Origin of the sequence: Sphingomonas sp. TF3, assembly GCF_003985085.1 — a bacterium.
GTDB lineage: Bacteria > Pseudomonadota > Alphaproteobacteria > Sphingomonadales > Sphingomonadaceae > Sphingomonas.
Genome location: NZ_RWKS01000002.1, coordinates 113170 through 135757 on the forward strand (window position 1 = coordinate 113170; position 22588 = coordinate 135757).

General features: G+C 63.4%; 25 protein-coding genes. 8 read left to right on the plus strand and 17 right to left on the minus strand.

What is annotated here, in order from left to right; genetic code table 11:
• Positions 1 to 15: 15 nt before the first annotated feature.
• A complete protein-coding gene (gene rimO / locus EJC47_RS02145) occupies positions 16 to 1344 on the minus strand; it encodes a 30S ribosomal protein S12 methylthiotransferase RimO (protein ID WP_126845293.1) in 1329 nt (442 codons plus the stop codon).
• 177 nt (positions 1345 to 1521) lie between these two features.
• Here rimO and EJC47_RS02150 point away from each other — a divergent pair, with 177 nt between their 5' ends.
• The 4 genes from EJC47_RS02150 to EJC47_RS20940 all read left to right on the plus strand — a co-directional run bounded on the left by EJC47_RS02150 (position 1522) and on the right by EJC47_RS20940 (position 4143).
• Positions 1522 to 2016 carry a hypothetical protein gene (locus EJC47_RS02150; RefSeq protein ID WP_126845294.1) on the plus strand — a complete coding sequence of 165 codons (495 nt, stop codon included), beginning with the start codon at positions 1522 to 1524 and terminating at the stop codon, positions 2014 to 2016.
• Positions 2017 to 2062: 46 nt separating this feature from the next.
• The gene (locus EJC47_RS02155; protein WP_126845295.1) at positions 2063 to 2635 is read left to right on the plus strand and encodes a DOMON-like domain-containing protein; all 573 of its coding nucleotides are present in this window, start codon (positions 2063 to 2065) and stop codon (positions 2633 to 2635) included.
• Positions 2632 to 3828 (plus strand): exo-beta-N-acetylmuramidase NamZ family protein, encoded by a 1197-nt coding sequence (locus EJC47_RS02160; RefSeq protein ID WP_126845296.1) that lies wholly within the window; start codon positions 2632 to 2634, stop codon positions 3826 to 3828. The genes EJC47_RS02155 and EJC47_RS02160 overlap by 4 nt, the downstream gene beginning before the upstream one ends.
• 171 nt (positions 3829 to 3999) lie before the next feature.
• Positions 4000 to 4143, plus strand: coding sequence for a hypothetical protein (locus tag EJC47_RS20940; RefSeq protein WP_185867534.1), 144 nt, complete (start codon positions 4000 to 4002; stop codon positions 4141 to 4143).
• A 9-nt stretch (positions 4144 to 4152) separates the two neighbouring features.
• On the opposite strand, the gene EJC47_RS02165 is transcribed toward EJC47_RS20940, so the two are convergent.
• From EJC47_RS02165 to EJC47_RS02205, 9 genes are all read right to left on the minus strand, one after another.
• Positions 4153 to 5331: a vWA domain-containing protein gene (locus EJC47_RS02165; protein ID WP_126845297.1), complete on the minus strand. Its 1179-nt coding sequence runs from the start codon at positions 5329 to 5331 to the stop codon at positions 4153 to 4155.
• A gap of 107 nt (positions 5332 to 5438) precedes the next feature.
• Entirely contained in the window at positions 5439 to 5993 is a 555-nt protein-coding gene (locus EJC47_RS02170) for a CHAP domain-containing protein (protein WP_126845298.1), read from the minus strand.
• Positions 5994 to 6102: 109 nt separating this feature from the next.
• Positions 6103 to 6957 (minus strand): AAA family ATPase, encoded by an 855-nt coding sequence (locus tag EJC47_RS02175; RefSeq protein ID WP_126845299.1) that lies wholly within the window; start codon positions 6955 to 6957, stop codon positions 6103 to 6105.
• A gap of 72 nt (positions 6958 to 7029) precedes the next feature.
• The gene (locus EJC47_RS02180) at positions 7030 to 7689 is read right to left on the minus strand and encodes a DUF6975 family protein (protein WP_126845300.1); all 660 of its coding nucleotides are present in this window, start codon (positions 7687 to 7689) and stop codon (positions 7030 to 7032) included.
• A gap of 194 nt (positions 7690 to 7883) precedes the next feature.
• Positions 7884 to 8414 carry a type II toxin-antitoxin system Phd/YefM family antitoxin gene (locus tag EJC47_RS02185; RefSeq protein ID WP_126845301.1) on the minus strand — a complete coding sequence of 177 codons (531 nt, stop codon included), beginning with the start codon at positions 8412 to 8414 and terminating at the stop codon, positions 7884 to 7886.
• Between the two features lie 117 nt (positions 8415 to 8531).
• Positions 8532 to 10559 (minus strand): RNA polymerase sigma factor RpoD, encoded by a 2028-nt coding sequence (gene rpoD / locus EJC47_RS02190; protein WP_033966085.1) that lies wholly within the window; start codon positions 10557 to 10559, stop codon positions 8532 to 8534.
• Positions 10559 to 12448: a DNA primase gene (gene dnaG, locus EJC47_RS02195; protein ID WP_126845302.1), complete on the minus strand. Its 1890-nt coding sequence runs from the start codon at positions 12446 to 12448 to the stop codon at positions 10559 to 10561. Before dnaG ends, rpoD begins: the two co-directional genes overlap by 1 nt.
• The gene (locus tag EJC47_RS02200; protein ID WP_126845303.1) at positions 12445 to 12894 is read right to left on the minus strand and encodes a GIY-YIG nuclease family protein; all 450 of its coding nucleotides are present in this window, start codon (positions 12892 to 12894) and stop codon (positions 12445 to 12447) included. The genes dnaG and EJC47_RS02200 overlap by 4 nt, the downstream gene beginning before the upstream one ends.
• A 167-nt stretch (positions 12895 to 13061) precedes the next feature.
• Entirely contained in the window at positions 13062 to 13514 is a 453-nt protein-coding gene (locus tag EJC47_RS02205) for a GatB/YqeY domain-containing protein (protein ID WP_126845304.1), read from the minus strand.
• Between the two features lie 122 nt (positions 13515 to 13636).
• Here EJC47_RS02205 and carA point away from each other — a divergent pair, with 122 nt between their 5' ends.
• A complete protein-coding gene (gene carA, locus EJC47_RS02210; RefSeq protein WP_126845305.1) occupies positions 13637 to 14914 on the plus strand; it encodes a glutamine-hydrolyzing carbamoyl-phosphate synthase small subunit in 1278 nt (425 codons plus the stop codon).
• 444 nt (positions 14915 to 15358) lie between these two features.
• Positions 15359 to 15718, plus strand: coding sequence for a ribonuclease E inhibitor RraB (locus EJC47_RS02215; protein ID WP_126845306.1), 360 nt, complete (start codon positions 15359 to 15361; stop codon positions 15716 to 15718).
• 6 nt (positions 15719 to 15724) lie between these two features.
• Here the strand turns inward: EJC47_RS02215 and EJC47_RS02220 are convergent, their stop codons facing one another.
• Both EJC47_RS02220 and EJC47_RS20945 read right to left on the minus strand, forming a co-directional pair.
• Positions 15725 to 16138 (minus strand): PIN domain-containing protein, encoded by a 414-nt coding sequence (locus EJC47_RS02220; RefSeq protein ID WP_185867535.1) that lies wholly within the window; start codon positions 16136 to 16138, stop codon positions 15725 to 15727.
• The gene (locus EJC47_RS20945; protein WP_185867536.1) at positions 16135 to 16512 is read right to left on the minus strand and encodes a FitA-like ribbon-helix-helix domain-containing protein; all 378 of its coding nucleotides are present in this window, start codon (positions 16510 to 16512) and stop codon (positions 16135 to 16137) included. The genes EJC47_RS02220 and EJC47_RS20945 overlap by 4 nt, the downstream gene beginning before the upstream one ends.
• A gap of 49 nt (positions 16513 to 16561) precedes the next feature.
• On the opposite strand from EJC47_RS20945, the gene carB reads away from it, so the two are divergent.
• Both carB and greA read left to right on the plus strand, forming a co-directional pair.
• The gene (gene carB / locus EJC47_RS02225; protein WP_126845308.1) at positions 16562 to 19897 is read left to right on the plus strand and encodes a carbamoyl-phosphate synthase large subunit; all 3336 of its coding nucleotides are present in this window, start codon (positions 16562 to 16564) and stop codon (positions 19895 to 19897) included.
• 81 nt (positions 19898 to 19978) lie between these two features.
• Positions 19979 to 20455: a transcription elongation factor GreA gene (gene greA, locus EJC47_RS02230; RefSeq protein WP_126845309.1), complete on the plus strand. Its 477-nt coding sequence runs from the start codon at positions 19979 to 19981 to the stop codon at positions 20453 to 20455.
• Between the two features lie 48 nt (positions 20456 to 20503).
• Here the strand turns inward: greA and EJC47_RS02235 are convergent, their stop codons facing one another.
• The 5 genes from EJC47_RS02235 to EJC47_RS02255 all read right to left on the minus strand — a co-directional run bounded on the left by EJC47_RS02235 (position 20504) and on the right by EJC47_RS02255 (position 22473).
• A complete protein-coding gene (locus EJC47_RS02235) occupies positions 20504 to 20731 on the minus strand; it encodes a DUF4170 domain-containing protein (protein ID WP_010408192.1) in 228 nt (75 codons plus the stop codon).
• A gap of 80 nt (positions 20732 to 20811) precedes the next feature.
• Positions 20812 to 21309 (minus strand): hypothetical protein, encoded by a 498-nt coding sequence (locus EJC47_RS02240; protein WP_185867537.1) that lies wholly within the window; start codon positions 21307 to 21309, stop codon positions 20812 to 20814.
• Positions 21306 to 21623 (minus strand): DUF3618 domain-containing protein, encoded by a 318-nt coding sequence (locus EJC47_RS02245; protein ID WP_033965781.1) that lies wholly within the window; start codon positions 21621 to 21623, stop codon positions 21306 to 21308. Before EJC47_RS02245 ends, EJC47_RS02240 begins: the two co-directional genes overlap by 4 nt.
• Positions 21620 to 21976 carry a phage holin family protein gene (locus EJC47_RS02250; RefSeq protein WP_126845310.1) on the minus strand — a complete coding sequence of 119 codons (357 nt, stop codon included), beginning with the start codon at positions 21974 to 21976 and terminating at the stop codon, positions 21620 to 21622. The genes EJC47_RS02245 and EJC47_RS02250 overlap by 4 nt, the downstream gene beginning before the upstream one ends.
• Positions 21977 to 21999: 23 nt before the next feature.
• The gene (locus tag EJC47_RS02255; RefSeq protein ID WP_126845311.1) at positions 22000 to 22473 is read right to left on the minus strand and encodes a hypothetical protein; all 474 of its coding nucleotides are present in this window, start codon (positions 22471 to 22473) and stop codon (positions 22000 to 22002) included.
• Between the last annotated feature and the right edge of the window lie 115 nt (positions 22474 to 22588).

Consider the following 22588-nt stretch of genomic DNA (forward strand, 5'->3'; position numbering starts at 1 on the left):
AAGCCGTGCTGACGTTCAGGCGACCGGCACCCCGTACAGATCATGCTCGTCGGCATCCTCAATCTCGACGCGCACGATGTCGCCCTGCGTCAAATGCCCGGTATCGCGCAGGAACACCTCGCCGTCGATCTCGGGCGCATCCGCCTTGGATCGCCCGGTCGCGCCATCCTCGCCAACCTCATCGATGATCACGTCGAGCGTGCGGCCGACCTTGGCCTGCAATTTCTCGGCCGAGATGCGCGCGGTGAGTTCCATCAGGCGAGCGTAGCGCTCTTCCTTGATCGCTTCGGGCACCGGATCGGGCAGGGCGTTCGCCGCCGCGCCCTCGACCGGCTCGAAGCGGAACGCGCCGACGCGGTCGAGCTGTGCTTCCTGCAGCCAGTCCATCAGATAGGCGAAATCGTCCTCGGTCTCGCCGGGGAAGCCGACCACGAAGGTCGACCGGATCGCAATGTCGGGCGCGATCGTCCGCCAATGCCTGATGCGTTCGAGCACCTTGGTCTCGTTCGCCGGGCGCTTCATCAGCTTCAGCACGTTGCGGCTGGCATGTTGGAACGGGATGTCGAGATAGGGGAGGATCAGCCCCTCGGCCATGAGCGGGATGACCTGGTCGACATGCGGGTACGGGTAGACATAATGCAACCGCACCCACGCGCCCAATTTGCCCAGCTCGCGCGACAGGTCGGTCATATGCGCGCGGACTTCTTCGCCATGCCACATCCGCGGCTGGTGGCGGATGTCGACACCGTACGCCGAGGTATCCTGGCTGATCACCAGCAATTCCTTGGTGCCTGCTTCGATCAGCTTCTCCGCTTCGCGCAGGATCGCATCGGGGCGGCGGCTGACAAGATCGCCGCGCAGGCTCGGGATGATGCAGAAGGCGCAGCGGTGGTTGCAGCCCTCGGAAATCTTGAGATAGCTGTAATGGCGCGGGGTCAGCTTCAGCCCGCTTTCGGGCACAAGATTGAGGAACGCGCTCGGCGGCATCGGGGCGGCGTCATGCACCGCGCCGACCACTTCCTCATATTGGTGCGCGCCGGTAACGGCCAGCACATTGGGGAAGCGCGCGCGGATCGTCTCGGCTTCCTTGCCCATGCAGCCGGTGACGATGACGCGGCCATTCTCGGCAATCGCCTCGCCAATTGCTTCGAGGCTTTCCTCCTTGGCCGAATCGAGAAACCCGCAGGTGTTGACCAGCACGACATCGGCCCCGGCATAATCGGGCGACATCTGATAGCCATCGCTGCGCAGCTTGGTCAGGATCCGTTCGCTATCGACCAGATTCTTCGGGCAGCCGAGCGAGACCATGCCGATCTTCGGCGGGGAGGGGAGTGTTGTTGCCATGGGAACGGCGGCACATAAGCGCAGTTGCGGGATTTTTCCAGCGATTGCCGCTCGGGCGGTGCTTGGCGCTGTTCCGCTACGGCGCAATTCATGGCTATGCCATCGCGACGGTCGCTTTTATCGTCATGGTTTCGCCTCTCGTTTAACCGGTACACGCTACCGCCAAGGTTCCCGTTCATGGCACGATCCGCACCCTGCCTGGCGTTCCTGCTGCTCGCGGGATGCGGCGCGCAAAGCTCCAAACCGCCACCGCCGCGCGTGATGTTCGCTGGGCTGCCCGTCAGCGGCAGCGTGACAGACGCCCGCCGCGCGGGCTTCACCGATTGCGTCACACCCGATTGGGGCAGCCTGCGCTGCCGCCGCCACGGCGTGATGATCGATGGTACGGGCCCCTATGAGGCTGCGGTGGACCTGACCGGCAACGACGGCAGCGGCGGCTTCGACCAGGTGACGGTGTGGCACGATCAGGACCAATATGCCGTCTATAAGATCACCGATGTGCTGGAAAAGCAGGGCTGGCGAAGCTGCAACACAGGCAGCGGTGATCGTGGCGACCAGATCATCTACACGCACACAGGCATACCAGTCAGGATCTCGATGGATTTGAGCTATTGGGGCAAGCGTCGGCTGCGGGTGATCCCGGCATGGAACAAGAAAGAGCGGCAATGTTGATGGGGCGACGGGCAAGACCAGATCATGCAACCGCAAAGAACGCGACTTGCGGTCTTCCGCCATCACCAAGGACGCGCTGATGCAGGAATATGAGCTGGTACCGCACCCCGACACGCCGCCGGCCAAGGTCGAGGCAGTGCGCGTTCGGATCGTCGTGCGCGAGGGTGCGCTGCTGCTCACCTTCATCGTCCACGGCAATGACCATGTCGCGCTCCCTGATTGGGCGACCTCCACGCGTAGGGATGACTTATGGAAAACGACGTGTGGCGAGATGTTTCTGGGGTTGCCGGGGTCGGAGGTCTATGTCGAGTTCAACTATTCGCCCTCGACCCAATGGGCGGCGTACCGCTTCGATGCGCACCGCGCGGGCGGGCGTGATCTGCCTTTGTCCACCCCGCCGCTCGTCGATCGCGGCGACGACACCTCCGATTATCTGGTCGAGGTCGAGCAGCCTCTTTCCGATCTCCCAGGCGAACCGTTTGATCTCGGCCTGACGGCCGTCATCGAGGAAACCGACGGCACCAAATCCTATTGGGCGCTCGCCCATGCGCCCGGCCCGCCCGATTTCCACAACCGGGATTGCTTTATCGCGACCCTCCCGGCACCTGAGCGTCCATGACCTTCGGTATCGATCGCCTCCTCGCCGACCCCGCCTTGCGCAAGCCGCTGGAGGGCAAGCGCGTCGCCTTGCTCGCCCACCCGGCCTCCGTCACGCGCGACCTGACGCATTCGGTCGATGCGCTGATCGCCGCCGGGCTGAACGTCACCGCGATGTTCGGCCCGCAGCATGGCGTGCGCGGCGATTTGCAGGACAATATGGAGGAATCGCCCGACTTCACTGATCCGACCTACTGCATCCCCGTGTTCAGCCTCTACGGCGAAGTTCGCAGGCCCACCGGGCAATCGATGGGCACGTTCGACGTGATGCTGGTCGATCTGCAGGATCTCGGCACGCGCATCTACACCTTCATCACCACGCTCCGCTATGTGCTCGAAGCCGCTGCCGAACATGGCAAGGCGGTGTGGGTGCTCGATCGCCCCAATCCTGTCGGCCGTCCGGTCGAGGGGCTGACATTGCTGCCGGGCTGGGAGAGCTTCGTCGGCGCGGGGCCGATGCCGATGCGCCACGGGCTGACGATGGGCGAACTCGGCCATTGGTTCATCGATCTGCTGAAACTCGATGTCGAGTATCGCGTGATCGAAATGGAAGGCTGGCAGCCCGACGCCGCCCCCGGCTTCGGCTGGCCGACCGATCGCGTGTGGATCAACCCCAGTCCCAATGCCCCCAATGTCATGATGGCGCGCGCGTATCCCGGCACGGTGATGCTGGAGGGCACCACTTTGTCCGAGGGGCGCGGCACCACACGCCCGCTCGAACTGTTCGGCGCGCCTGACATTGATGCGCGCGCGGTCGTCGCCGAAATGCGCCGCCTGGCACCCGATTGGCTCGCCGGCGCGCGTTTGCGCGACATCTGGTTCGAACCGACCTTTCACAAGCATGTGAAGACGCTGTGCAATGGCGTGCAGATCCATGCCGAGGGGCCGTCTTACGATCACGCGGCATTCCGCCCCTGGCGGGTACAGGCGCTGGCGTTCAAGGCGATCCGAGCCTTGTACCCGGACTATGATCTGTGGCGCGATTTCCCCTACGAATACGCTTTCGGCAAATTGCCGATCGACGTCATCAACGGGGGACCGGGCTTGCGCTTGTGGACAGATGACGCGACCGCGACTCCGGCCGATCTCAACGTGTTGGCGGCGGCGGATGAGGAGGCCTGGGAGCAGATTCGGCAGCCATATCTGCGCTACTGAGACCGCCTTCGCGACACGGTCACTCATTTCGTCGCGCTCGCGCAACGACTCAGGGATTCCACCAACCTGTTGCTGTGGTGCAACATCGCCAATCCCGTCATGACGCTTTTATACGATTCGCGGCAGGCGGGGGCCTTGTCGGATCGCTTATCTCCGGAAGGATGGGACGTCGTGGAATCCGATCGCCACTTCTACATGCGTCGCGTTACGGCGGAGCGACTCGCGGTCGCCCGGGCGGTTACCGAGGAAGCACGGAAACGTCGCCTCGTTCTGATCGAAACCTATCTGCAAAAGCTGCAGGCGATGCCGGCGTAAAACCCCGGCTTACCGCTTCCGCGTCAATTCCCGCATCGCCTCGTCAAGGCCAGCCAGCGTCAGCGGGTACATGCGCTCGGTCATCAATTCGCGGATAATGCGCAGGCTTTGCGAATAGCCCCATTGCTGTTCGGGGATCGGGTTGAGCCACACCGCCGCCGGATAGGTGTTGGTCAGCCGCTGCATCCACACCGCGCCCGATTCCTCGTTGAAATGCTCGACCGAGCCGCCTGGATGGGTGATCTCATACGGGCTCATCGAGGCATCGCCGACGAATACCAGTTTGTAATCATGGCCGAATTTGTGGAGCACGTCCCACATCGGGGTGCGCTCGGAAAAGCGGCGTTTGTTGTCCTTCCACACGCCTTCATACGGGCAATTGTGGAAGTAGAAGAATTCCAGATTCTTGAACTCGCTGGTCGCGGCCGAGAACAATTCCTCACAGAGCTTCACCCATGGGTCCATCGACCCGCCGACATCGAGGAACAGCAGCAGTTTCACGGCATTGCGACGTTCGGCGCGCATCACGACATCGAGCCAGCCCTGCCGCGCCGTTCCCGCGATCGTCGCATCAATGTCGAGTTCGTCGGCGGCCCCCTCGCGCGCGAATTTGCGCAGGCGGCGCAGCGCGATCTTGATGTTGCGCGTGCCCAGTTCGCGCGTGTTGTCGAGGTTCTTGAAGTCGCGCTGGTCCCACACTTTCAGCGCGCGCTTGTGCGTCGATTCACCACCGATGCGGACGCCCTCCGGATTGTAGCCGGAATTGCCATAAGGCGAGGTGCCGCCGGTGCCGATCCACTTCCTGCCGCCCTGGTGGCGCTCGTGCTGTTCGTCCAGCCGCTTTTTCAGCGTTTCCATGATCTCGTCCCACGATCCGAGCGACTCGATCTTGGCCATCTCTTCGGGCGTCAGATATTTCTCGGCGACCGCTTTCAGCCAGTCAGCCGGGATTTCCGCCGGGCTTTGGCCGAAGGTCGTGGCAACGCCCCGGAACACCTTGGCAAAAACCTGATCGAAGCGGTCGAGCAGGCCTTCATCCTTCACATACACCGCGCGCGACAGGTAATAGAAATCCTCGGGCGTGCGGTCGATCACTTCGGCGTCGAGCGCCTCCAACAGCAGCAAATGCTCCTTGAGGCTGGCCGGGATGCCAGCGGCGCGCAGGGCGTCGAGGAAATCGAGAAACATGGCACATCTCTTCCCCCTCCCGCATCCGGGGAGGCCAGGGCAGGGCCCAGATGCCCCGTTGCCCGCAACATGCCCGGTGCGGTGCGCTCCTGCAAGCACGGGCAGCGTTACCGATAGGCGTCGATCAGCGCGCCGACATAATCCGGGCTGCGCCCGGTCAATTCCGCCGCCGTCCGCGCGCGCGGGCCGTGCGCTTCCGGCGTCCCGTAAATAAAGCCGTAGGTCGGGTAGATCGTGCTGCCGAGCCCGTCGCGGTCGCGATACCAGACCTTCACCGCGCTCCAGTCATTGTAAGGCGATGCGTCGGTCAGCGTCACGTCCTGCTCGGCATGGCCGCGTTCGCCATTTTGGCGAGACCAATTGGCGTGGGTGATCATGACGACGCGATGGTCGACGACTCGGCTGATCACCGCGACATGGCCGAGCGGGAGTCGCGCGCTGCGCGCGAAAACGATGACCGCGCCGGGGCGCGGCGTATCGCCGCGCCGATAGCGCCCGGCGGCTTGACCCCACCATGTCCAGGCGTCGCCATAAATCTGGATGCCGGAAGCGGCACGCGCAAAGGGAACGCACTCGCCTACATAATCGAGCAAGGATGGCGCGGCAGCGGCCATCGCCGGTGGGGCGAATACCAACGCAAGAGAAACAACGACGCAACGCATACATGCACCCAATACTGGCTGCACCCCCGCAAGAGCGTATCGTTACAGGCTTTATGCCGCGTTTACCACGTTGAAATTGAGCTGTTTTGGCGGAAACGGGGGGCGCGCGCTATCCCTTATTCTGCTGCCGCTTGGCCATGAAGGCGAGGCGTTCGAACAGCATCACATCCTGCTCGTTCTTGAGCAGGGCACCGTGCAGCGGCGGGATCGCCTTGGTCGGATCGCGGTTTTGCAACACGTCGAGCGGCATGTCCTCGTGCAGCAGCAATTTCAGCCAGTCGAGCAATTCGCTGGTGCTCGGCTTCTTCTTCAGGCCGGGCACGTCGCGCACATCGTAGAAAATGTCCATCGCCCGGTTGACCAGAATTTTCTGGATGCCGGGGAAGTGGACATCGACGATCGCTTGCATCGTCTCGCGATCGGGGAATTTGATGTAGTGAAAGAAGCAACGGCGCAGGAAGGCGTCGGGCAGCTCTTTTTCGTTATTGCTGGTGATGATGACGATCGGGCGCTCGACCGCGCGGATGGTTTCCCGCGTTTCGTAGACATGGAATTCCATGCGATCGAGTTCCTGCAACAGGTCGTTGGGGAATTCGATGTCGGCCTTGTCGATCTCGTCGATCAGCAGCACCGGCGGCTTGGGCCGGGTGAACGCCTCCCACAATTTGCCACGGCGGATGTAATTGCCGATATCGTGGACGCGCTCGTCGCCCAATTGCCCGTCGCGCAGGCGCGCCACCGCGTCATATTCGTACAGGCCCTGCTGCGCCTTGGTGGTGGACTTGATGTTCCACTCGATCAATTCGGCATCGAGTGCCTTTGCGATTTCATATGCGAGGACGGTTTTGCCGGTGCCGGGTTCGCCCTTTACCAGCAAGGGACGGCGGAGCGTAACGGCCGCGTTGACCGCGACTTTCAGGTCATCGGTTGCGACATAGCCTTGCGTACCGTCGAAGCGCTTCATCGCTTGCATCCCGTTTCATTTGAATACCGGGTACGGCGATAGAGGGAAACGCCCCTCACGCGCAAGCGGTGGCTATAGCTTGTCGCGCGCGCTTGCGCGGGCCTCGATCAAATCGCACAGTCCGCGATGCTGGGCGAAGGTCTGCTGAGCGCCGAAGGCGATCGCGCGGCGGACGGGTGCGGGGAGGGTATCGGTTGCGAGCATCGTAATTGTCGAGGCACTGGGCAGGACACAGGGCACGATGGTGCCGCCGGTGCGGAGCGCGGCCGCGTCGAGAACAGCGCGAAAGGCGTGCCAGTCGATTACCAACGCCATGGCCGCTCCTACGGAACATCCCGAGCGGTCAGAGCGCGCCAGCATATCGAAGGCATGGCGCTGGGCTGCAAACGCAGCATCGCTTTCCGCCTGGCCCGGCGTGGAGGGTAGGGGGCCGACGGCAGCGGTTAGGCGCGCAAGATTAGCCCGTTCAACGCCAAAGGCCTCCGTCGCTTCCGCAAGCCAGCGATTGTCGAGATCGGGTACGGGGCGACGATTCGCCTCCTCGAACAGATTGGTCAGGCGTCCGTGAACGGCGCATAGGGCATGGACAGCATCGGCGAGATCGCGGCCGACGACTGCGGCCTGTGTCAAACGGCGGACGATCGCGTGGCCAGCACATCCGTCGCTTGTCGCCAGAGCCGCAATGCTGCCCGCATAGCCCCCTGTCTTCACCTGTATCGATGCGATCACCATGATCTTCGAATCGTCCCTATATCTGCCGGCAGTGCCGCCGGATTGCGCCCGTCGGGCAAGCAGTGCGGCAAGGGTTATACCGAAGGGCGTAAAGACCTGGTGTAGTTGCGATTAAGGGTGTCTCAACCAGCTTTTGCAGCGCCCTGCGCTCCGACCATCGCGGCGAGAGGGCGACGCGGCAGGTCCGGCACCGGCTAGGGCGTGACATCTTCGGCAAAGATGCCGGTGCCGTCGCCGATCGGTTCGATCCTGAGCGCCAGCATACGGCCAGCGCGGGCGGCGGACGGGAGTGTCAGGCTTTCTCCAATGCCCGAATTGCCAACCCGCCGCATTGCCCCGGCAAGAAGCGCGCGGGATGGCGGCGGGGTGATCGTGTCGACGGACGCGCCGGGCGTCACGATTTGGCCGAAATGTGCGCGCGCAGTCCGGCTGGATGCCAAAATCGTGGTCTCGCGGTCTGCAAGCAAGACGATATCGCGGACATTGTCGAGCAGTTGTGTTGCGGTGATCGCTTCGGCGGAGAGAAAGGCGCGGTCCGGTGGATCCGACGGGATCGCGCATAAGGCGTTCATTGTCTCGACCGAAACGAGAACGAGACGCGGCCGACCGCGGTGCAGAATATAGATCGGCGCGCGTGACGCGCGTTCCTGCCACAAGCCGAAATGTCGCACCAAATCGGATGCAGTAACCATGTGTTCGGCAGCGGGTGCGGTGAGGGACGACATACGCCCCAATGTACGCAACGCTCGCCGCTACGTCACAGCTCGCCTCCGAAACGGAGCAATTTGGACGGCGTGCGATAGCAAAGCCCGGCGACGTACCTGCGCCGCCGGGCCCTTGGCTTACTGATCGAGGAAGCTGCGCATCTTGCGGCTGCGGCTCGGGTGCTTCAGCTTGCGGAGCGCCTTGGCCTCGATCTGGCGGATACGTTCGCGCGTCACCGAGAATTGCTGGCCGACTTCTTCCAGCGTGTGATCGGTATTCATGCCGATGCCGAAGCGCATGCGCAGCACGCGCTCCTCACGCGGGGTGAGGCTCGCCAGGACCCGGGTGACCGTTTCCTTCAGGTTCGCCTGGATCGCCGCGTCGACCGGGATGATCGCGTTCTTGTCCTCGATGAAGTCGCCGAGATGGCTGTCTTCCTCGTCGCCGATCGGCGTCTCGAGGCTGATCGGCTCCTTGGCGATCTTCATCACCTTGCGCACCTTCTCCAGTGGCATGGAGAGGCGCTCGGCCATTTCCTCGGGCGTGGGCTCGCGGCCCTGCTCGTGGAGGAACTGGCGGCTGGTGCGCACCAGCTTGTTGATCGTCTCGATCATGTGCACCGGGATACGGATGGTGCGCGCCTGATCGGCAATCGAGCGGGTGATTGCCTGGCGGATCCACCAGGTCGCATAGGTGCTGAACTTGTAGCCGCGGCGATATTCGAACTTATCCACCGCCTTCATCAGGCCGATATTGCCCTCCTGGATGAGATCCAGGAATTGCAGGCCGCGATTGGTGTATTTCTTGGCGATCGAGATCACGAGGCGGAGATTGGCCTCGACCATCTCTTTCTTCGCGATGCGCGCCTCGCGTTCACCCTTCTGCACCATGTTGACGATGCGGCGGAACTCGGTCAGCGCCATGCCCGTGGCCTGGCTGATGTCCGAAATTTCCATGCGGATGCGATCGGCGGCTTCGCTTTCGTTGGTGACGAAGGCGGTCCATTTCTTGTCGAGCTTGGCGACCGAGGGCAGGAACTGCTCGTCCAGCTCATGGCCGATATAGCGATCGAGGAAGTCCTTGCGCGACACCTTGTGGCGCTCGGCGAGGCGCAGCATCTGCCCGCCCAGCGCGGTCAGGCGCCGGTTGAAGGCATAAAGCTGGTCGACCAGATATTCGATCTTGGCATTGTGGAACTGGACGCTCTCGACCTCGGCGGTCAGTTCCTCGCGCAGCTTGTGATATTTCTTCTCGTCGCTGCTCGACAGTTCGCCGCCGCCCGCCATCGCGTCGAGCCGGGCCTGCTGGATCTTGGAGAATTTCTTGTACAGCGCAGTGATGTTGGCAAAGCGTTCCAGCGCGATCGGCTTGAGCTGCTCTTCCATCTGCGCGAGGCTAAGGGTGTTGTCCTCTTCCTCATCGTCGGAGGCGCGCGGCGTGCGGCGCTCGCCATCCTCATCCTCGTCAACTGACGGCTCTTCGGGCTCGGCCTCTTCCTTGAACGACGGGCCTGCATTCTTTTCGGAAATCTCGCCATCGCCCTCTTCGGCTTCGGCCAGCGCTTCCGGGGCGGGGTCCTTCGACAGCATCGCGTCGAGATCCATGATCTCGCGCAGCTGCATCGTGCCTTCGTTAAGCGCGGTCGACCAGGCGATGATCGCGTTGAAGGTGATGGGTGATTCGCACAGGCCGAGGATCATCGTGTCGCGACCGGCCTCGATCCGCTTGGCGATGGCGATTTCGCCCTCGCGGCTGAGCAGCTCGACCGCGCCCATTTCGCGCAGGTACATCCGCACCGGGTCATCGGTGCGATCGATGACCTCCTTTTTCTTGACGTCGAGCGCAGGCCCAAGGTCTTCGGAAGCGTCGACGGGTTCGGCGTCGTCATCGTCCTCGGACTTGGTGGCTTCGTCGCCTTCTTCGCCCTGCTCGTCATTCTCGACGATGTTGATGCCCATTTCGCTGAGCGCGGCGCTGATGTCCTCGATCTGATCCGACGACATCTCGCCCTGGGGCAGAGCTTCGTTGAGTTGCTCGTAGGTGATGTAGCCACGCTTTTTCGCGCGGGCGATCACCTTCTTGATCGACGCGTCGTTCAAATCGATCAGCGGTGCGTCGCTACCCTCGGTGGTGTCCGCCACGTCCGCCATATCCGTCTTCGCCATCAATTGCCCTCAGTACTAAAAGCTCTGGCGTCTTCGTTCGACTGCACCAGATTGGCAAGTCGCGCGTTCAAAGCCTGTTGTTCATTCACAAGCGACACTTGCCGCTCATATGCTTCATCCGAATACTTCGCCTGCATCGTCGCCGTCGCCTCGGCCAAAGCCGCATCCACTTCCGGCCGAGTCACCAGGATCGCGATCGCCTCGTCGAGGTCCTCGCGTGCCCTGGCGGGGTCGGCGTCCTTTTGCGTAAACGAACACGAGAGTTGGTCGGCCCGCAGCAAATCTTGCGCGATTATATCAAATCCAGATGCAGCCAATATGGTAAGAAGGTGCTCACTATCAAGCGCCTGATGTTCGACGGCCGAATCAATCATCGCATCGAGCAGATGGGCGAGGGCGGGATCGGTCAAATGCAGCCGACCCAACTCCCCCATATGCCGACAGATTTCGCTCGGATGCAGTAATAGCCCCGCCAGCACGGGTTTGGTCAACACACCGTCAATGCCATGCTGTTGCAGGCGCTTGGCCCCGGCACCGACCGGGCCGGGCGGGGCCTTCCATGGCTGTCCGGGCTTGCGTGCGCCACCGCGACGCGGCGTAAACGGCGCGAGCGGCACGAACGCCGCGCGCTGCTGCGCATAGAGCGCGTCGAAGCGGCGACGGAATTCCGCCAGATATTCGGTGCGCACGCCGGGATCGGCGATGCTCTCCGCGCGCTCCTTCAGGCGCTGCTTCAGCCCCGCTTTCTGCTCGGGCGTGGTGAGGGGTTCGGCGGCGAGTTCGCTCGACCATAATCGGTCGACCAGCGGTTCGGCGGTCTTGAGCAGTGCCTCGAACGCGGCGGGGCCCTTCTGGCGGACCATATCGTCTGGGTCCTGACCCTGCGGCAGCGTGACAAAGGCGAGGCTGCGGCCCGGGGCGAGCAGCGGCAGCGCGCGGTGCGCGGCGCGCAAGGCGGCCTTTTGCCCCGCGTCATCGCCATCGAAACACAGGATCGGCACTTCGGCCAGCCGCCACAGCCGTTCGAGCTGCGCCTCGGTCAGCGCGGTGCCGAGCGGCGCGACCGCCTCGCCAAACCCCGCCTGCGCCAGCGCGATCACGTCCATATAGCCCTCGACTACCAGCACGCGCCCGGTCTTGCGCGTGGCAGGCGCGGCCTTGTCGAGATTGTAGAGCGTGCGCCCCTTGTCGAACAACGGCGTCTCGGGAGAGTTCAGATATTTGGGCTCGCCATCCCCAATGATGCGCCCGCCAAACGCCACGGTACGCCCGCGCGGATCGCGAATCGGGATCATCAGCCGCCCGCGAAAGCGGTCATAGGGTGCCTTGTCCTCGACCTGGATCAACAGCCCCGCCTCGACCAGCAACGGCTCGCCATAGCCCTTCAGCGCCGCCTTCAACCCACCGCGCGAATCGGGCGCAAAGCCCAGGCCAAAGGCGCGCGCGGTCTCCGCCTTGATCCCGCGCTTGGCCAGCACCTCGCGCGCGGTCGCGCCGGGCAGGCCGTTCAGTTGCTCGGTGAACCAGGTAGCGGCATCGGCGCAGGCTTCATGCAGCCCCTTGGCTGCCTCAGCCTTCTCCGCCGCGCGCGGGTCCATCGCGGGCATCTCCATCCCCGCCGCCTGCGCCAGCTCCTTCACCGCATCCATGAAGGGCAGGCCGCGCTGATCGGTCATCCAGCGGATCGCATCGCCATGCGCCGAGCAGCCGAAGCAATGGTAGAAGCCCTTGTCGTCATTGACGTAAAAGCTGGGTGTCTTCTCATTGTGGAACGGGCAGCACGCGCGCCACTCGCGCCCGGCCTTTTGCAGCTTGGTCGTCTTGCCGATCAGCCCCGACAGCAACGTGCGTGCGCGCAGTTCGTCGAGGAATTGCGGGGAGAGGGTCATACGATCTTTTCTTCCCCTCCCGCTTGCGGGAGGGGGCAATTCCCCCCACCGTTCGTTTCGAGCGCAGTCGAGAAACCCGGCACCACCGCAGGTTTCTCGACTGCGCTCGAAACCAACGGGGAGGGGGCAAGGCAAGGTTTGACCGCGAGCGGGCGGGCCGAACGCTCCATTGGTGGGCGCGCAAAGTGCGACACCATCGACCAATCTCCGGCGATCAACGCTTCCTTCTTCGCCCGCGACCAGCCGCCCACGATGCGCTCGGCTTCCAGCGCTTCGATCCGGCTCGGAAAATTCTCGCTCCACACAAGCGTCACCGGCATTCGCCGCGAGGTGAAATCGCAATGCCCGCCGGTCTGGTGCTCGCCGATTCGGCGATCGAGGTTATCGGTATGGCCGGTGTAATAAGCACCGTCGGAGCATCGTAGCATGTAGGTCCAAAATGCCATGGGGCAGTGTGCATCAGCGACTCCGGTCGAGTCGAGCGGTCACATGTGGGGGCGGGTGCCAGGTTTCTCGACTTCGCTCGAAACGAACGGTTGGGGGGAAGGGGCTTTCTCTCCCCCAGCCCCTCCCGCAAGCGGGAGGGGAGGCAGAAAGGCCGCGCCCTCGTGCATTATGCCAGCGCCGCCTTCACCGCAGCACTCGCCTTGCTCATGTCGAGCGTGGTCGCGTGGCGCGCCTTCAGCTCGGCCATCACGCGGCCCATGTCCTTCATGCCCGTGGCACCCAGCTCGGTTTTGATCGCTTCGATCGCGGCAGCGGTCGCCGCTTCGTCCATCTGCGTCGGCAGGAAGGTCTCGATCACCGCGACTTCGGCGGCTTCTGCGTCGGCCAGTTCCTGGCGGCCGCCCTTTACGAACATCTCGATCGATTCGCGGCGCTGCTTGACCATTTTCTGCAGCACTTCCACCACCAGCGCATCGTCATCCTCGGGCGCTTTGCCGGTGCGCGCTTCGATGTCGCGGTTCTTGATCGCGGATTGCACGAGGCGCAGCGTCGCGGTGCCCGCTTTGTCGCCGCCCTTCATCGCGGTGATGAGCGCGGCCTTGATGTCGTCACGAATCATTGAACGTCCTTTTCGGTGGTCGGCGGGTATAGCGGCTTTATCGGATTGACGCATCGCCCCCGCGCTCCTAGTCCCCGCCGCTTAGCGACATCGACAATTTTTTAAACGGAGTGCCCGCCGCAATGGCCGACGCCAAACCTCTGCCTGCGTCCAACAGCATCGCTCCCCAAGGCGCCACCGGCGTGCTGGTGCTGTCAACCGGGGAGGTGGTGTGGGGCCGCGGCTTCGGCGCGGAAGGCGTCGCGGTCGGCGAAGTCTGCTTCCACACCGCGATGACCGGTTATCAGGAAATCATGACCGACCCGAGCTTTGCCGGGCAAATGATCACCTTCACCTTCCCGCATATCGGCAATGTCGGTGCCAATGCCGATGACGTCGAGGCGGACGATCCCCACGCGCTCGGCATGATCGTGCGCGAGGATGTGACCGGCCCCAGCAACTTCCGCAGCGTCGAGCGACTCGACGCGTGGATGGCCAAGCACAAGCGAATCGGCCTGTCGGGCGTCGACACGCGCGCGCTCACCCGCCGCATCCGTAGCGGCGGCGCGCCCAATGCGGTGATCGCGCACTCCGCCGACGGCGTGTTCGACATTCCCGCCTTGCTCGCCATGGCGCAAGCGTGGCCGGGCCTCGAAGGCATGGACCTGGCGATCGCGGTGACGACGCAGACGCATTATGGCTGGGCGGGCGGCGTGTGGCGGCTGGGCGAAGGCTATGACACCTCGTTCCCCTCCCGCTCGCGGGAGGGGCTAGGGGAGGGCCTGACCGCAGATGACGCGCTTTCCCCCGATGGCGTTCCCTCCCCCAACCCCTCCCGCGAGCGGGAGGGGAGTGCCAAGCGCCCCCACGTCGTCGCGATCGATTACGGCTCCAAGCGCAACATCTTCCGCAACCTCGTCGCCGCCGGCGCCGATGTCTCGGTCGTGCCCGCCACCGCGAGCTTTGAAGACGTGATGGCGCTCGCCCCCGATGGCCTCTTCCTGTCGAACGGCCCGGGCGATCCCGCCGCGACCGGCGTCTATGCCGTGCCGGTGATCCGGCAATTGCTCGACACGGGCAAGCCGCTGTTCGGCATTTGCCTTGGCCATCAATTGCTCGCGCTCGCGGTCGGCGCCAGCACCACCAAGATGTTCCAGGGGCACCGCGGCGCCAACCATCCGGTGCAGCGCCTCAGCGACGGTGCAGTCGAGATCACCTCGATGAACCACGGCTTCGCGGTCGAACGCACCAGCCTGCCCGCCACGGCGCGCGAAACCCACGTCTCGCTGTTCGACGGCTCCAACGCCGGCATCGAACTCACCGACCGCCCCGCCTTCAGCGTGCAATATCACCCCGAAGCGAGCCCCGGCCCGCAGGACAGCCTGTATCTGTTCGAGAAGTTCGTGGGGATGTTGGAGTGAACAAAGAAAGGCTAGTTGGGGCTGCCATTGGGGCGGGAGCGGTCTGCGTATCGACGCTTATCGTGGAAGCAATTCGTTGGCGGGAGCCTGCTCATCGCTACATGATTATTGAGCCTCAGCGAGTCACCGTCCAAGAGCAAATGGCGCAGCCATTCGCACCAACACATCCTCCTGATCCAAAAAGTCCAGTTGGCCTAATGATAAGATGCAAAGCCAACGCGGTCGCCGAATCTGCCGGTGATCGGAATGGGATCGCCGTTGATCTCGCAAACAGTCGATTGGATGTCCTCAATTGCTTGCGAGAGAATGCCGGAGAGCTGACTTTGAGGTTTTCTGACACGCCGCAACCGGTTGTCGTGGTGCTCGAATAATGTCGAAATCTCCGGTTTTCGAGTTTGAATATGGTGAGACCACAGTGATTGAAACAAAGTGCGAGGATAAGGCATGACCCTCCCAGAAATCTCCCCCGCTCGCCTCGAAGAAGAATGGGCCGCCGACAAGGATGTGCTCGCGAGCCTGCGCGAGAATGGCGATCGGCCCGAGATCGTCCGTGCGGTCGATGTCAGCTTCCGCGGTACCGAGCCTGCGCTCGACCGGCTGGAAGAGGATGCCGAGGAACTGGGCTTTGAAGTGATCGAGCGCGAAGAGGATGAGGAAGGCGAGGTCAGCCTGTTCCTCGGCCGCGAACAGACGTCGGACGACGATGCGATCCGCGCGCTCACGCTCAAATGCCTGCAGATCGAACTGATCTACGACGTGGAATATGACGGCTGGGGCTGCACCGCGGAGGATGGCGCGGAATGACAGGCGTCACGCCCGCCACGGATCGATCAGCGCGACTCCGGTCCACGCGAAATCCTTGGTGTTTCGCGTGGCAACCGGAATCGCGCGCGATTGCGCCTGCGCGGCGATCAGCATGTCGAACACTTGCGGTTCGCGCGCCTTCACTTCGGGAAGCGACGCGATCCGACCGTAATGATCCGCATCCGCGTCTTCAAAGCGCAGCGTGTGGTGGTAATAGCGCGCCCGCAGCCCTTCCAGCCACGGCTGGAGGAACGGTCGCTTGTGCGCCGCGCCCGGCAGCGCAATGCCATATTGGATTTCCGCCACCACCATCACCGACAGCGCAAGATCCTCGTCATGCGCCTCCAGCCAAGCCAGCACGGCGGGGTCGCCGTGCGGCTTGGTCAGTTCGCTCCACACATTGGTGTCGACCAGAATCAAAGCTCGGGAGCCTCGATTGTGGGGTTGAGCGGCGGCGGCAGGTCGAGGCTTGCGCCATTGGCCAGCCGTCGCAATTCGGCCATCGCATCCTTTGCGGTCATGAAGCGGATGTCGGCATATTTGCGGGCGTCGGGCAGGTCGTCGCCCACCCCGTCGGCCGCTTCGATCAACTGTCGCACGACCTCTTCGCCCGATCGTCGGTGACGAAAGGCGGTTGGGGCGTCGGCGACATGACTGCCGCCTGCATCGCCGGAACCGGCTTCGATTACGAGGTTGCGCAGATGCTCCTCCATCGAGCGCCCATGGGCTGCCGCGACTTGCCGGAAGCGATGCTTCGCGTCTTCGGGAATGTTACGGACCGTAAGCGTCGCCACCTTTCGTCTCCTTCGCTATCAATGTATGCAATGAAAGCAATGCTGTCAAATGCCTAAACGCACCGATATCTCGTCCATCCTCGTCATCGGCGCGGGGCCTATCGTCATCGGCCAGGCGTGCGAGTTCGATTATTCGGGCACGCAGGCGATTAAGGCGCTGAAGGAGGATGGCTATCGCATCGTCCTGGTCAATTCGAATCCGGCGACGATCATGACCGATCCCGAGCTGGCCGATGCGACCTATGTCGAGCCGATCACGCCAGAGATCGTCGCCAAGATCATCGAAAAGGAGCGCCCCGACGCGATTCTGCCGACAATGGGCGGGCAGACCGCGCTTAACACCGCGCTGGCGCTGTTCAACGACGGCACGCTGGCGAAATATGGCGTCGAGATGATCGGTGCCGATGCGGAAGCCATCGACAAGGCCGAGGACCGGCTGAAATTCCGCGACGCGATGACCAAGATCGGGCTGGAAAGCGCGCGTTCGGCAATCGCCCACACCGTTGAAGAGGCGCTCGCCGGGCTCGAACGCACCGGGCTGCCCGCGATCATCCGCCCGAGCTTTACGATGGGCGGGTCGGGCGGTGGCATCGCCTATAATCGCGAGGAATTTCTGGAGATCGTGCGGCGCGGGCTCGATCTGTCGCCGACCACCGAGGTGCTGATCGAGGAATCGCTGATCGGCTGGAAGGAATATGAGATGGAAGTCGTGCGCGACCGCGCCGACAATGCCATCATCATCTGCTCGATCGAGAATATCGATCCGATGGGCGTCCATACCGGCGACTCGATCACCGTCGCGCCCGCGCTGACGCTGACCGACAAGGAATATCAGATCATGCGCAACGCGAGCATCGCGTGCCTGCGCGAGATCGGCGTCGAGACGGGCGGCTCGAACGTGCAGTTCGCGGTCAACCCCAAGGACGGCCGTCTGATCGTGATCGAGATGAACCCGCGCGTGTCGCGTTCCTCGGCGCTCGCCTCCAAGGCGACCGGCTTTCCGATCGCTAAGGTCGCCGCCAAGCTGGCGGTCGGCTATACGCTCGATGAGATCATGAACGACATCACCGGCGCGACGCCGGCGTCGTTCGAACCGACGATCGATTATGTCGTCACCAAGATTCCGCGTTTCGCCTTTGAAAAGTTCAAGGGGGCCGAGGCCGTGCTGTCGACCGCGATGAAGTCGGTCGGCGAAGTGATGGCGATCGGCCGCAACATCCATGAATCGATGCAGAAGGCGCTGCGCGGGCTGGAGACGGGGCTGTCCGGCTTCAACATGGTCGACCGGCTCGTCGGCGCACCACGGGCGGAAATCGAGGCCGCGTTGGCGGTGGCCACGCCCGACCGGCTGCTGGTCGCGGCACAGGCTTTGCGCGAGGGCTTTACCGTCGCTGAGGTTCATGCGCTTGCCAAATACGATCCGTGGTTCCTGGAACGGATCGCCGAAATCGTCGCGGCCGAGGAAGACGTGTGCCGGAATGGCCTGCCGATCGAGGCGGCGGGGATGCGCCGCCTGAAGGCGATGGGCTTCAGCGACAAACGGCTTGCCTATCTCGCGCTCAAATCCGCCAATCTGCGCGAAGGCATGGATCGCGGCGTCGCGCGCGGGTCGGGCCTGGTGCATGACGCCGTCGTCGCGATGACGGGTGGCGTGACCGAGCAGGAAGTACGCGCGTTACGCCACCGGCTCGGCGTGCGTCCTGTGTTCAAGCGGATCGACACTTGCGCCGCCGAATTCAACGCCAAGACGCCCTATATGTATTCGACCTACGAAGCGCCCAGCTTCGGCGAGCCCGAATGCGAGAGCCAGCCGACCGATCGGAAGAAGGTCGTCATCCTTGGCGGTGGTCCCAACCGGATCGGGCAGGGGATCGAGTTCGACTATTGCTGCTGCCACGCCTGTTTCGCGCTGGCGGATGTCGGCTTCGAAACGATCATGGTCAATTGCAACCCGGAGACGGTGTCGACCGACTACGACACCAGCGACCGGTTGTATTTCGAACCGCTGACCGCCGAAGACGTGCTCGAGATCCTGCATGTCGAGCAGCAGAACGGCACGCTGGCGGGCGTGATCGTGCAGTTTGGTGGCCAAACCCCGCTCAACCTCGCGCAGGCGCTGCAGGATGCTGGAATCCCGATCCTTGGCACCAGCCCCGATGCGATCGACCTGGCCGAAGACCGCGAGCGCTTCGCCGCGCTTGTCAACAAGCTCGGCCTGTTGCAGCCCGCCAACGGCTTGGCGCGGAGCCGCGAAGAGGCGATCGTTGCGGCCGAGCGCATCGGTTACCCCGTGCTGATGCGCCCGAGCTATGTGCTCGGTGGCCGCGCAATGGAGATCGTCGATGGGCGGCCGCAGCTCGAGGAATATATCCAGACGGCGGTGCAAGTCTCTGGCGAATCACCCGTTTTGATCGATCAGTATCTGCGCGACGCGATCGAGGTCGATGTCGACGCGATTTCCGACGGCACCGATGTGACGGTGGCCGGCGTGCTCCAGCACATCGAGGAGGCGGGGGTGCACTCCGGTGATAGCGCCTGCTCGATCCCGCCTTATTCGCTGTCCGACGCGATCATCGCCGAGATCGAGCGCCAGACAGTCGCGCTGGCCAAGGCGCTGTCGGTCGTCGGATTGATGAACATCCAGTTCGCGGTGAAGGACGGCCTCGTCTATCTCATCGAGGTCAATCCGCGCGCCTCGCGCACGGTGCCGTTTGTGGCCAAGGCGATCGGTGCGCCGATCGCCAAGATCGCCGCGCGGGTGATGGCGGGCGAGAAGCTGGCGGACTTGCCCAAGGTCGATCGCCACATCGACTATTTTGCAGTCAAGGAAGCGGTGTTCCCGTTCAACCGCTTCCCCGGCGTCGATCCGGTCTTGTCGCCGGAAATGAAGAGCACGGGCGAGGTGATGGGGATCGATCCCGATTTCACGCTCGCCTTCGCCAAGTCGCAATTGGGCGCGGGCACTGTCCTGCCCAAGAGCGGAGCCTTGTTCGTCAGCGTGAAAGATGGCGACAAGCCGGTGATCCTGCCGGGCGTGCGCGCGCTTGCCGCGCATGGCTTCACCATCGTCGCGACGGGTGGTACGGCGGATTACCTGGCCGCACACGGTGTCGCGGTCGAACGCGTCAACAAGGTCGCGCAGGGTCGGCCGCATATCGTCGACCGGATCAAGGATGGCGGGATCGATCTGATCTTCAACACCACCGAGGGCTGGCAGAGCCTGAAGGACAGCTCGCCGATCCGCGGATCGGCCTTGGCGTTGAAGATCCCGTACTTCACGACAGCCCCCGCCAGTGTCGAGGCAGCACTGGCGATTGTCGCCCTTTCGACGCGCAGCCTTGAAGTCAGGCCTTTGCAATCCTATTATTCGCACTCGCACACCTAATTCCCCACATGAGAACAACGTGCGGGCAGGCCCAGCAGGGTCGGCCAACCGGGGAATTTTGAAGACGAAGGACGAAGAGGGATGGCTACCGTCGAAAAGATGCCGATGCTGCAAGAGGGCTATGAGCGGCTCACTGCGGACCTGAAACGGCTTAAGGCGGAGCGTCCGACGATCGTCGACGCGATCGAGGAAGCGCGCGCGCATGGCGATTTGTCGGAAAACGCCGAATACCATGCCGCCAAGGAGCGTCAGGGCCAGATCGAAGCCTCGATCAGCGACATAGAGGACAAGCTTTCGCGCGCGCAGGTCATCGACCCGCGCGACCTGTCGGGTGACAAGGTCGTGTTCGGGGCAACCGTTACGCTGCTCGACGAAGACGACAAGCCTGTCAAATATCAGATTGTTGGCCAGACCGAGGCCGACGCCAAGGGCGGTCGCATTTCGTACAACTCACCGCTCGGCCGCGCGCTGATCGGGCGCAAGCTTGAGGACGAGGTGGAAGTGACCGTCCCCTCGGGCGATCGCTACTATGTCGTCTCGAAAATCGAGTTCATCTAAAAACGCTGCGTGACGCCCCTCTCCCATTGCGGGAGAGGGGCGTAGCCTTCACGCGCCCGGCGCGAGCAAATCTGGCTGCAGCAGGCGGTGCAGATGCACCACCACATATTTCATCTCGGCATCATCGACCGTGCGCTGTGCCGCGGCGCGCCAGGCCTTTTCGGCGCTGGCATAATCCGGGAACACGCCCACGATATCGATCGAGCCGAGATCATCGAAATCGAGCCCGCGCGGATCGCTGACGCGGCCGCCGAAGACGAGGTGGAGTTTGCTCATAAATCACATTCCCGAAAAAGCGTGGGTTTCTCGCTCGTCTTAGGAGCGAGACGCGCGTTCGGGAACCGTTCGCAGCAGGTTTATTCGCCCGAAACTGCCTTTTTCGGCTTACGCCGGGTCGGGGCGGGCGGGGGAGCCTGCTCCGGCTGCGCCTGGCTGGCGACATCCCGTGCCGCGAGCGCCGCAGTGCCGGCAGTGGCCAGCGCCTTGATAACGCCACCCAGCAGCTTGCCGACCTGATCTCGCGCCGCGTCGCGCGACAGGCCCAGCACGTCGAACTCTGCCCTGGCGGTGTCGCGGGCGGCATCGACGGCACCGCGCGCGGTTTCGTTCAGACGCTTGCCGACCGGCCTTAAAATTTTGCGTTCCGCGGCGCTGCGCGGTGCGAAAGCGCCAATCAGCGCCCCAAGCGCTATCCCACCGCTCAGGATGGCGATGGGATTGGCTTCAATCCCGGCAATCGCTTTCTCGGTCGCTGCGCGCGTTGTGCTGGTGGTGGTGGCAACCGCTTTGGATGCGGCATCGCGAACGGTGGCAACGGCCTTCGATGCGCGCTTGGCGGGTTTGGCATCGGTCATGGGCGGGATCCTGTCTTGGGAAGGGGAGTCGCAGCGCGACGACGAAGGGTGCGTGCGATGGGACCGCGCGCCAACAAAAGGCCAATGGCAGCGACGGCAATACCGAAGCGCGCCGGGCGACGCCGGGCGCTGTCGACCGCGCCAAGCACTGCCTCCACTCCACGCGCCTTGAGCGACTCGGCCATGTCCTGTGCGAGCGCTTGCGGGCTGGCACGATGCTGCAACGTTCCGATCGTCTCGGACAGGCGCGCGCGGGCTTGCTCGGCGCGGGCCTGGGCCAATGCCAGCCGAGTGCCAATGGCGCGCCCGGTCATGCCTGCTCCTCGGTCGCGCCGAACAGACGCTTGAACTGCCGCATCGAAAACCATCCCAACAGAGCCGACAGCACGACCAGCGCGCCAACCACCGCCCCGGTCGCGCCCAACGGGCCGATAATCTGCGCCAGGACCAGCAACGCGCCAACGACGAAAGCAGTCAACGCGACCGATCCAATCGCAATCGCCGCGACCAAGAGCAGGATAGCGTTGCGGGCATCGTCGATCTTCGCGACGATTTTTGCCTTCTGCAGTTCGATTTCGGCGCGCGCGACTTGCTCCGCATCGCCGACGACACGCGACAGGAGAGCGGCAAGGCTCTCCTGTTCGATCGGGTCTTCACGCCTGTCCATCATTGCCCCCCGGTGTAGCCGGATCAGGCCTTGTCGTCGTGATCGGCCGCGAGGCCCGACTGGATCAGCCGCACCAGCACGAAGCCGAGCGCGGCCGCAGTGCCAATGGCGATCGCCGGGCTTTTCTGCACGAATCCGCGGGCGTCCTCGATCATGTCGTCGAGTTCCTTGGCCTTCAGCCCTTCCGAAAAACCAGCGACCTTGTCGGCAGCAGTGCGGGCATATTGACCATATTGCTCGCCCAACTTTTCATCGACGGTCCCTGCGGCATCGTTGATCATCTTGACGATCTCATCGAGCGCACCGCCCGCACGCGCCTTGCCGTCCTCGGCATAGGTCTTCGCGCGATCGACGGCTTCCTTGCCGAGTTTGGCCGCGCTGTCCTTGAACAATTGCGCCGCGCTGAGCGTGGCCTTGGCAGCTTCCTGCGCGGTTTCGGTTGCGGCGGCTTGCGCCTCGTGGATGGTGGTGGACGTATCGTTGGGAGTGGTAGCCATGACAAGCGCCCTTCGTTGAAGTGTCTGAAACACGTAACCGGCAAGCCCGTATCCCGGTTCCATCGGCGGCCGCAAATGCGCAAGGGTTGCCCCATGCGAATTGCGGGCGTTCGAC

Bases quoted from the DNA above. Each gene is read 5' to 3' on its own strand.
- rimO (WP_126845293.1), bottom strand. From the start codon at position 1,344: ATGGCAACAACACTCCCCTCCCCGCCGAAGATCGGCATGGTCTCGCTC.
- EJC47_RS02150 (WP_126845294.1), top strand. From the start codon at position 1,522: ATGGCACGATCCGCACCCTGCCTGGCGTTCCTGCTGCTCGCGGGATGC.
- EJC47_RS02160 (WP_126845296.1), top strand. From the start codon at position 2,632: ATGACCTTCGGTATCGATCGCCTCCTCGCCGACCCCGCCTTGCGCAAG.
- EJC47_RS02165 (WP_126845297.1), bottom strand. From the start codon at position 5,331: ATGTTTCTCGATTTCCTCGACGCCCTGCGCGCCGCTGGCATCCCGGCC.
- EJC47_RS02170 (WP_126845298.1), bottom strand. From the start codon at position 5,993: ATGCGTTGCGTCGTTGTTTCTCTTGCGTTGGTATTCGCCCCACCGGCG.
- EJC47_RS02175 (WP_126845299.1), bottom strand. From the start codon at position 6,957: ATGAAGCGCTTCGACGGTACGCAAGGCTATGTCGCAACCGATGACCTG.
- EJC47_RS02180 (WP_126845300.1), bottom strand. From the start codon at position 7,689: ATGGTGATCGCATCGATACAGGTGAAGACAGGGGGCTATGCGGGCAGC.
- EJC47_RS02185 (WP_126845301.1), bottom strand. From the start codon at position 8,414: ATGTCGTCCCTCACCGCACCCGCTGCCGAACACATGGTTACTGCATCC.
- rpoD (WP_033966085.1), bottom strand. From the start codon at position 10,559: ATGGCGAAGACGGATATGGCGGACGTGGCGGACACCACCGAGGGTAGC.
- dnaG (WP_126845302.1), bottom strand. From the start codon at position 12,448: ATGACCCTCTCCCCGCAATTCCTCGACGAACTGCGCGCACGCACGTTG.
- EJC47_RS02200 (WP_126845303.1), bottom strand. From the start codon at position 12,894: ATGGCATTTTGGACCTACATGCTACGATGCTCCGACGGTGCTTATTAC.
- EJC47_RS02205 (WP_126845304.1), bottom strand. From the start codon at position 13,514: ATGATTCGTGACGACATCAAGGCCGCGCTCATCACCGCGATGAAGGGC.
- carA (WP_126845305.1), top strand. From the start codon at position 13,637: ATGGCCGACGCCAAACCTCTGCCTGCGTCCAACAGCATCGCTCCCCAA.
- EJC47_RS02215 (WP_126845306.1), top strand. From the start codon at position 15,359: ATGACCCTCCCAGAAATCTCCCCCGCTCGCCTCGAAGAAGAATGGGCC.
- carB (WP_126845308.1), top strand. From the start codon at position 16,562: ATGCCTAAACGCACCGATATCTCGTCCATCCTCGTCATCGGCGCGGGG.
- greA (WP_126845309.1), top strand. From the start codon at position 19,979: ATGGCTACCGTCGAAAAGATGCCGATGCTGCAAGAGGGCTATGAGCGG.
- EJC47_RS02235 (WP_010408192.1), bottom strand. From the start codon at position 20,731: ATGAGCAAACTCCACCTCGTCTTCGGCGGCCGCGTCAGCGATCCGCGC.
- EJC47_RS02240 (WP_185867537.1), bottom strand. From the start codon at position 21,309: ATGACCGATGCCAAACCCGCCAAGCGCGCATCGAAGGCCGTTGCCACC.
- EJC47_RS02245 (WP_033965781.1), bottom strand. From the start codon at position 21,623: ATGACCGGGCGCGCCATTGGCACTCGGCTGGCATTGGCCCAGGCCCGC.
- EJC47_RS02250 (WP_126845310.1), bottom strand. From the start codon at position 21,976: ATGGACAGGCGTGAAGACCCGATCGAACAGGAGAGCCTTGCCGCTCTC.
- EJC47_RS02255 (WP_126845311.1), bottom strand. From the start codon at position 22,473: ATGGCTACCACTCCCAACGATACGTCCACCACCATCCACGAGGCGCAA.